The sequence below is a fragment of the Desulfuromonadales bacterium genome, assembly GCA_035620395.1.
Taxonomy (GTDB): Bacteria; Desulfobacterota; Desulfuromonadia; order Desulfuromonadales; family DASPGW01; genus DASPGW01.
This window is the reverse complement of sequence record DASPGW010000057.1, coordinates 1-4,214: the sequence shown is the minus strand read 5'-3', so window position 1 is coordinate 4,214 and position 4,214 is coordinate 1. Positions and strand designations below refer to the sequence as shown.

Annotated in this window: 4 protein-coding genes; 3 read left to right on the top strand and 1 reads right to left on the bottom strand. The window is 64.7% G+C overall.

Annotated elements, in window-relative coordinates; translation table 11 throughout:
* Positions 1-1,437 (bottom strand): ribonucleoside triphosphate reductase (locus VD811_03650; protein ID HXV20073.1); only part of this gene is annotated, 1,437 nt, incomplete at its 3' end.
* Between the two features lie 309 nt (positions 1,438-1,746).
* Here VD811_03650 and nikR point away from each other — a divergent pair.
* The 3 genes from nikR (at position 1,747) to VD811_03635 (ending at position 3,897) form a co-directional block, all read left to right on the top strand.
* Positions 1,747-2,166, top strand: a complete 420-nt coding sequence (nikR, locus tag VD811_03645) for a nickel-responsive transcriptional regulator NikR (protein HXV20072.1) — start codon at positions 1,747-1,749, stop codon at positions 2,164-2,166.
* Between the two features lie 172 nt (positions 2,167-2,338).
* A complete protein-coding gene (cbiQ, locus tag VD811_03640) occupies positions 2,339-3,151 on the top strand; it encodes a cobalt ECF transporter T component CbiQ (GenBank protein HXV20071.1) in 813 nt (270 codons plus the stop codon).
* Entirely contained in the window at positions 3,148-3,897 is a 750-nt protein-coding gene (locus VD811_03635) for an ABC transporter ATP-binding protein (protein HXV20070.1), read from the top strand. The genes cbiQ and VD811_03635 overlap by 4 nt, the downstream gene beginning before the upstream one ends.
* Positions 3,898-4,214 lie beyond the last annotated feature (317 nt).

Sequence of the window (4,214 nt, the reverse complement as noted above, 5' to 3'; positions counted from 1 at the left end):
GTCCCAGTAGTGCCCGCTGCGCTCCCGGATCGCCGTCAGGTAGAAGCGGCTGTAGGGGTAGAGGCCCTCCTCGGTGAAGCGCTCGAGCTGCTTGCGCTTGATCTCCAGCGACTCGAAGGCGAGGCGCATCAGCTCGGCGAGCCGGGCATGGAAGGCCGCACAGCTGCCACCGGCCTGGTAGGCGGCCCGGGGCAGGTTGAGGGTGACGACACCGATGGAGCCGGTCAGGGGGTTGGAACCGAAGAGGCCGCCGCCGCGGCGGCGCAGTTCGCGGTTGTCGAGGCGCAGGCGGCAGCACATGGAGCGGGCGTCCTCGGGATCCATGTCGGAATTGATGAAGTTGGAGAAATAGGGGATGCCGTACTTGGCGGTCATCTCCCAGATCGGCTGGAAGCGGGGGCTTTCCCAGTCGAAGCCGGCAGTGATGTTGTAGGTCGGGATGGGGAAGGAGAAGATGCGCCCGGAGGCGTCCCCTTCCATCATCACCTCGCAGAAGGCGCGGTTGAACAGGTCCATCTCCGCCTGGAAGTCGCCGTAGGTCTCCTCCATCAGCTCGCCGCCGATGATGACCGCCTCGCTCGCCATGTTCCGCGGCGGCGTCATGTCCATGGTGATGTTGGTGAAGGGGGTCTGGAAGCCGACCCGGGTGGGGACGTTCATGTTGAAGATGAACTCCTGGATCGACTGCTTGACCTCCTTGTAGCTGAGCCCGTCGTAGCGGATGAAGGGGGCGAGCAGGGTGTCGAAGTTGGCGAAGGCCTGGGCGCCCGCCGCCTCCCCCTGCAGGGTGTAGAAGAAGTTCACCGCCTGCCCGAGCGCCGTGCGGAAGTGCTTGGCCGGCCCACTCTGCACCTTGCCGTAGGCGCCGGTGAACCCCTTCAGGAGCAGGTCGCGCAGGTCCCAGCCGCAGCAGTAGACGCTGAGCATCCCGAGGTCGTGGATGTGGTAATCCCCCTCGCGATGCGCATCGGCGATGTAGGCGGGGTAGATCTTGGAGAGCCAGTAGTTGCTGGTGATGTTGGCGGCGATATGATTGTTGAGCCCCTGCAGCGAGTAGCCCATGTTGGCGTTCTCGTTGACCCGCCAGTCCTCCTGGGTGAGGTAGGAATCGATCGCCTCGATCGACTCCTTCATGAACTGTTTGGTCTTGCGCAGGCTCTCGTGCTGCTGGCGGTAAAGGATGTAGGCCTTGGCCACCCTGGCGTGGCCGTTCTCGATGAGGATCTTCTCGACCAGGTCCTGGACGTTCTCCACCGTCGGCACCCGGCCGTCCTTGTAGAGAACATCGAGGATGCCCACAACCTGCCGGGCGATGCCGGCGGCCCTGGTCATGTCGCTGCCGCCGACGGCGCGCACGGCCTTCTCGATGGCGGCGGTAATGTTCCCCTCTTCGAAGGGAACCAGGCGCCCGTCCCTCTTGCGAATGAATTCCAGCATGGCTCGCCCTCCCGGCACAGAAAAAGAATTAGGGCGAATTTAGCACAGCGGCCCGGGGTGTCAAGACAAAAAAACACAAGATATGGACTGATTTTTTTCGCATACGCACTAGATATTGTGCACTCACGGTGGACAGGTTGTGGACAGAAAGGGGACGGAAGTCCGTATACCCGCAATATCCTTGACCGGTACCGGGCACCATGTTAAACAGTCCAAGGTCCCGGGTCCAAAGTCCAAGGTCGATGACCAGAGGCTTTTGGGTTCCCTGGTTTTCCCGATCACGCGTTACTACCAGTCATGGATTTTCATATGTCCGACCTGACCCGTTTCGGCATTTCCATCGACGACCGGCTCCTCAAGCGATTCGACGACCTGATCGCCGACAAGGGGTACGTCAACCGCTCCGAGGCGATCCGCGATCTGATCCGCAACGCCCTGGTCGAGGATGCCTGGGCACGGGAGGACGAGGAGACGGTGGGAACGGTCACCCTGGTCTACGACCACCACACCCGCGACCTCGCCGACAAGCTCACCGAGCAGCAGCACTCCCACCACGAGGCGATCATCTCCGCCCTGCACGTCCACCTCGACGCCCACCACTGCCTGGAGGTGGTGGTGGTCAAGGGGAAGGCGAAGAGCGTCAAGCGCCTGGCCGACGAACTGATCGGCACCAAAGGGGTCAAGCACGGCAAGCTGGTGACCACCACCACGGGCAAGGGGCTGCTCTGAAAGGCCGTGATTGGTGATGGGTGATTGGTAGGGGCGCCCCTTGTGGGCGCCCAGGGCAGGCACGAGGCCTGCCCCTACACGTGCAAGGATCATTGAGGCCCGAGCGGGCTTTTTTCCGGCTCACCGGTAGCACGAATCGAAAAAGCGTGCAACTCATGGCAACGGAACTGTGATGGCCAAGATCGACTCGGCATTCTTCGACATCGGCACCCTCGACACCCTGGCCTGCCGGGACTCGGCCATCCACCGCCTCGACCCGCGGGCCAAGCTGGTCACCACCCTGGTTTTCGTCCTGGTCGTCGTCTCCTTCGACCGCTACGCCATCTCGGCCCTTCTCCCCTTCGGGCTCTTTCCCCTGTCGCTGATCATCCTGGCCGACCTGCCGCCCGGCTACCTGCTGAGGAAGCTGCTGCTGGCCGTCCCCTTCGCCTTCTGCGTCGGCATCTTCAACCCCTGGTTCGACCGCCAGACCCTGCTGCAGTTCGGCCCGCTGGCCATCTCGGGCGGCTGGGTCTCCTTCGCCTCGATCCTGCTGCGCTTCACCCTGACCGTGCTCGCCGCCCTGGTGCTGATCGCCACCACCAGCTTCGCCGGCATCTGCCGGGCGCTGGAGGGGCTCGGCGCGCCCAGGGTCTTTGCCCTGCAGCTCCTCTTCCTCTACCGCTACCTGTTTGTCCTCATCGACGAGGCCCAGCGCCTCGTCCGTGCCCGCGCCCTGCGCTCCTTCGGCGGCCGGGGCCCGGGGATGCAGGTCTTCGGCCACCTGACCGGCCAACTGCTGCTGCGCACCCTCGACCGCGCCGAGCGCATTCACCTCGCCATGCTCTGCCGCGGCTTCGCCGGCGAGCCCCGCCTGCTGCGTCCCGCCCGCATCGGCCGGCAGGAGATCGTCTTCACCCTCGGCTGGTCCGCCGTCTTCATCGCCCTGCGTCTTTACAACGTCCCGCAGCTGCTGGGACGGCTGCTTACGGAGTTTGCCCGATGAGCCATCATATCGTCGAGATCGAAAACCTCGGATACACCTACCCCGACGGCACCGCCGCCATCCGGGGGATCTCCTTCCGCATCCACCACGGCGAGTCGGTGGCCCTCGTCGGCGCCAACGGCGCCGGCAAATCGACCCTGCTGCTGCACCTCAACGGCTGCCTCACCCCAACCGCAGGAAAGGTGCGCATCGGCGACTTCCCGCTGACGAAAGCGACGCTCCCGAACGTCCGCCGCACGGTGGGAATGGTCTTCCAGGACCCGGACGACCAGCTGTTCATGCCGACCGTCTTCGACGACGTCGCTTTCGGCCCGCTCAACCTCGGCCTGCCGCCGGAAGAGGTCGAGCAGCGGGTCACCGGTGCCCTTGAGCGGGTCGAGGCCCTGCACCTGCGGGACCGCCCCCCCTACCGGCTCTCCGCCGGTGAAAAGCGCACCGTCGCCATCGCCACCGTCCTCGCCATGGCGCCGGACATCCTGGTCATGGACGAGCCGACCACCGGCCTCGACCCGTACCACCGCCGGCGCCTGATCGGCCTGCTCGACTCCTTCCACCACACCCGGGTCATCGCCACTCACGACCTCGATCTGGTCCTCGACGTCTGCGCCCGTACCATCGTCATCCACAACGGCGAGGTCACCGCCGACGGCCCGACCGCGGAAATCTTCGCCGACGCCGAGCTCCTTTCCCGCAGCCACCTGGAGAAGCCCCTGCGCCTGCAGGGCTGCCCGGTCTGCGGAGGGTAACAGGATTTTTTTGGGGTTCTGCCGCCCTCCCCTTCGCCGCCGCCGGAGCGAGGTGGACGTTTCGGGAAACCGACGGGCAAATGTTTGAGCGTAGCGAGTTTTTGCCCGTCCCCGAAACGTCTGCCTCGCGGAGGGAACCCGCGTAGCGGGCAAGGCGTCGGGGTGCCCTTTTTCTACTTACTCTTTTTGGGCAAGCAAAAAGAGTAAGGCGGCGTCAGGGGCCGCAACCCCTGGGTTTGGCCTTGACCTGACCATCGGAGAACCGGCAGGTTTCGCCCCCCGGGATCCCGAATGAAAAAAGGGGCCGACCGCTCTGG